This window comes from Streptomyces sp., from assembly GCF_031178505.1.
Classification (GTDB): domain Bacteria; phylum Actinomycetota; class Actinomycetes; order Streptomycetales; family Streptomycetaceae; genus Streptomyces; species Streptomyces gulbargensis.
On the sequence record NZ_JAPSIW010000634.1, the window covers coordinates 1 to 4,144 of the forward strand.

Consider the following 4,144-nt stretch of genomic DNA (forward strand, 5'->3'; position numbering starts at 1 on the left):
CGCAGGGAGCGGCGGGCCAGGTAGTCGTCGTCCCCGGAGGACGCGGCGGAAGCACTCGTCGCGGGGGCGGTTTCGCCGGTGGTTCCAGGGGTACGTCCCGAGGGGTTCCCGGTCGCGCCCCCGGTCGTTTCGTCGAGCGTCATGGCAGCGTCAGCTCCCCGCAACGGGCCTGGTGTCCAATGGATCAGTCCCATACCTTTGCGTCGGTGGAGTGGCGAGCGCAAGCCCCCGCGCGTAACTTCCGGATCACGTGAGGAAGCCCCGCAGCAGCGCCGCCGTGCCCGCGCAGTGCTCCCGCGTCACTTCCCGCGCCGCGTCCGCGTCCCCGTCGAGCACCGCGTCCACCAGGGCCGCGTGCTGGTGCTGGGAGTGCTCCAGATTGCGGACGAGCAGCGGGATGCAGTCCAGAAGGCCGTTGACGGTCGCCCGGACGGCCGCGTACTGCGCCGTCAGCGTCGGTGAGCCGGAGAGCTCCGCCAGCGCGAGGTGGAACAGGGTGTCCTGGCGCCGGTAGTCGTCCAGCGGGGCGTCGTGCGTGGCCGCCAGCGCGGCCCGCAGCCGCTCCGTACCCGCCGCGTCGAGGCCGTGCGCCGCGCAGAGGCCGGCCGCTCCGACCTCCAGGACCTCGCGGAAGCGCAAGGTGTCCTCGATGTCGACGGCGGCGATCCGGCGGCGCAGCTCCTCCTCGCCGGCCGTCCGGGTCCGGGGCAGGACGAACGTCCCTCCGTACCGGCCGCGCCGGCTCTCCACGAGGCCCTGCTCCTGGAGGACCTTGAGGACCTCGCGCAGGGTGACCCGGCTGATCCCCATCCGGTCGGCCAGTTCCCGCTCGGCGGGCAGCCGTTCGCCGCCCGGCACGAGACCGAGCCGTACCACCTGGAGGATCTGCTCCAGGGCCTCCTCGAAACCGTTCCCCGCGCGCACCGGCCGCAGCACGGGCGTCAGCCGGTCCGGCGCGTCACTCGTACGGGCCACGTTCTCGTTCCCCCTTCCCGGGCACTTCACAAGCAATGGTCTTCGTGCATACCTTATGGCTCCCGGCAGGCCGAAGGAGGAGTCATCCCGTGGCAGACCGCACAGCCCCGCTCACCGTCGAGGAACTGCGTTCCCTCGTCGCGAGCGGCGAGATCGACACCGTCGTCCTGGCCTTTCCCGACATGCAGGGACGGCTCCAGGGCAAGCGGTTCGCCGCACCGTTCTTCCTCGACGAGGTCCTCGGCCACGGCACCGAGGGCTGCAACTACCTGCTCGCCGTCGACACCGAGATGAACACCGTCGACGGCTACGAGATGTCCTCCTGGGAACGCGGCTACGGCGACTTCGCCATGCACCCCGACCTCACCACCCTCCGCCGCGTCCCCTGGAACGAGGCCACCGCCATGGTGACCGCCGACCTCGCCTGGGGCGACGGCAGCCCCGTGGTCGCCGCGCCCCGCCAGATCCTCCGCCGCCAGCTGGACCGGCTCGCCGGGCACGGCCTCACCGCCCACGTCGGCACCGAGCTCGAGTTCATCGTCTTCAAGGACACCTACGAGCAGGCCTGGGACGCCGGCTACCGCGGCCTCACCCCGGTCAACCAGTACAACATCGACTACTCCGTCCTCGGAACCGGCCGGGTCGAGCCGCTGCTGCGCCGCATCCGCAACGAGATGACCGGCGCCGGCCTCACCGTGGAGTCCGCCAAGGGCGAGTGCAACCCCGGCCAGCACGAGATCGCCTTCAAGTACGCCGAGGCCCTCGTCACCTGCGACCGGCACGCCGTCTACAAGACCGGCGCGAAGGAGATCGCCGCCCAGGAAGGCGTCTCCCTCACCTTCATGGCGAAGTACAACGAGCGCGAGGGCAACTCCTGCCACATCCACCTCTCCCTCCAGGACACGGAGGGGCACAACGTCATGGCCGGGGACGACCCGCACGGAATGTCCGCGACCATGCGCCACTTCCTCGCCGGACAGCTCGCCGCCCTCCGCGACTTCTCCCTCCTCTACGCGCCGAACATCAACTCCTACAAGCGGTTCCAGCCCGGTTCCTTCGCCCCCACCGCCGTCGCCTGGGGCCACGACAACCGCACCTGCGCCCTCCGCGTCGTCGGCCACGGCCGCTCCACCCGCTTCGAGAACCGGCTCCCCGGCGGCGACGTCAACCCCTACCTCGCCGTCGCCGGCATGGTCGCGGCCGGACTCCACGGCATCGAGCAGCGCCTCGAACTGCCCCCCGCCTGCACCGGCAACGCCTACACCGGCGACTACGCGCACGTCCCCACGACCCTGCGCGAGGCCGCCGAGCTCTGGGAGACCAGCGAGATCGCCAAGGAGGCCTTCGGAGCCGAGGTCGTCGCCCACTACCGCAACATGGCCCGCGTCGAACTGGACGCCTTCGACGCCGCGGTCACCGACTGGGAACTGCGCCGCTCCTTCGAACGCCTCTGAGCGACCGGCCCGCCCTCACCGCGACCCCCCACCACGACCCCCCACCGCGAACCCCGCCCGCAGCACCCGCGCGAAAGGAATGAGGACCAGGGAGTGGAAGAGTTGCTCCAGGTACTGAACCCGGCGACCGAGGACGTCGTCGCCACCGTCCCCGCCGCCACCCCCGCCGACGTCGACGCCGCCGTCCACCGGGCCGCGGCCGCACAGCGGGACTGGGCGGCGGCCGCCCCCGCCGACCGCGCACGCCTGCTCCGCCGCTTCGCGTCCACCGTGGACGAGCACCTCGAGGAACTCGCCCTCCTGGAGGTCCGCGAGGCCGGACACACCCTCGGCAACGCACGCTGGGAGGCCGGCAACGTCCGCGACCTCCTCGACTACGCCGCCGGGGGAGTGGAGCGTCTGAACGGACGCCAGATCCCCGTCCCGGGCGGACTCGACGTCACGATCCTCGAACCCCTCGGGGTCGTCGGCGTCATCGCCCCCTGGAACTTCCCCATGCCGATCGCCGCCTGGGCCACCGCGCCCGCCCTCGCCGCCGGTAACGCCGTCGTCCTCAAGCCGGCCGAGACCACCCCCCTCACGGCCCTCCGCCTCGCCGAACTCGCCCTCGCCGCCGGGCTCCCCGAAGGCCTCTTCCAGGTCCTCCCCGGCACCGGCCCCGTCGCCGGCGACGCCCTCGTCACCCACCCCGGCGTCGCCAAGATCGTCTTCACCGGCTCCACCCGCGTCGGGAAGTCGATCATGGCGAAGTGCGCCGGCCAGGTGAAGCGGGTCACCCTCGAACTCGGCGGCAAGAGCCCGAACATCGTCTTCGCCGACGCGGACCTCGACGCCGCCGCCGCGGCCGCCCCGATGTCCTTCCTCGACAACAGCGGCCAGGACTGCTGCGCCCGCACCCGCATCCTCGTCGAGCGGAGCGCGTACGACCGCTTCCTGGAGCTCCTCGCCCCGGCCGTCGAGGAGATCGTCGTCGGCGACCCGCTCGACGCGCGCACCCAGATGGGTCCGCTCATCTCCCGGGCCCAGCTCGACCGCGTCCGCTCCTTCGTCGACGGCGCCCCCACCTCCGCCGGGACCATCCGCGGCAAGGCCCCCGAAGGCCCCGGCTTCTGGTTCCCGCCCACCGTCCTCACCGGCGTGCCCGAGGACGCCCCCTGCGCCGTCGAGGAGATCTTCGGGCCGGTCGCCGTCGTCCTCCCCTTCGAGGACGAGGCCGACGCGATCCGCCTCGCCAACGCCACCGAGTACGGCCTGTCCGGCTCCCTCTGGACCCGGGACGTCGGCCGCGCCCTGCGCACCTCGCGCGCCGTCCGCGCCGGGAACCTCTCCGTCAACTCCCACTCCAGCGTGCGCTACTGGACCCCGTTCGGCGGCTACCGCCAGTCCGGCCTCGGCCGGGAGCTCGGCCCCGACGCCCTGACCGCCTTCACCGAAACCAAGAACGTCTTCATCAGCACGGAGGCCTGACCGCATGAGCACCGAAGAGATCGTCTGCCGCCGCCTCGTCGGCCGCACCGCCGTCATCACCGGGGCCGGCAGCGGCATCGGCCTCGCCACCGCCCGGCGGCTCGCCTCCGAAGGCGCCCACGTCGTCTGCGGCGACATCGACGAGACCGCGGGCAAGGCCGCCGCCGAGGAGGTCGGCGGCACCTTCGTCAAGGTCGACGTCACCGATCCGGAGGAGGTCGAGGCCCTGTACCGCACCGCCTTCGAGA

General features: G+C 72.3%; 4 protein-coding genes. 3 read left to right on the top strand and 1 reads right to left on the bottom strand.

Annotated features, from left to right (window positions below; genetic code table 11):
* Window positions 1-246: 246 nt before the first annotated feature.
* Window positions 247-975 (bottom strand): FCD domain-containing protein, encoded by a 729-nt coding sequence (locus RIF68_RS29420; RefSeq protein WP_309054323.1) that lies wholly within the window; start codon window positions 973-975, stop codon window positions 247-249.
* Window positions 976-1,064: 89 nt separating this feature from the next.
* Here RIF68_RS29420 and RIF68_RS29425 point away from each other — a divergent pair, with 89 nt between their 5' ends.
* From RIF68_RS29425 to RIF68_RS29435, 3 genes are all read left to right on the top strand, one after another.
* The gene (locus tag RIF68_RS29425; protein WP_309054324.1) at window positions 1,065-2,429 is read left to right on the top strand and encodes a glutamine synthetase family protein; all 1,365 of its coding nucleotides are present in this window, start codon (window positions 1,065-1,067) and stop codon (window positions 2,427-2,429) included.
* 102 nt (window positions 2,430-2,531) lie between these two features.
* Entirely contained in the window at window positions 2,532-3,896 is a 1,365-nt protein-coding gene (locus RIF68_RS29430) for an aldehyde dehydrogenase family protein (protein WP_375165135.1), read from the top strand.
* Between the two features lie 4 nt (window positions 3,897-3,900).
* Window positions 3,901-4,144 (top strand): SDR family NAD(P)-dependent oxidoreductase (locus RIF68_RS29435; RefSeq protein WP_309054326.1); only part of this gene is annotated, 244 nt, incomplete at its 3' end.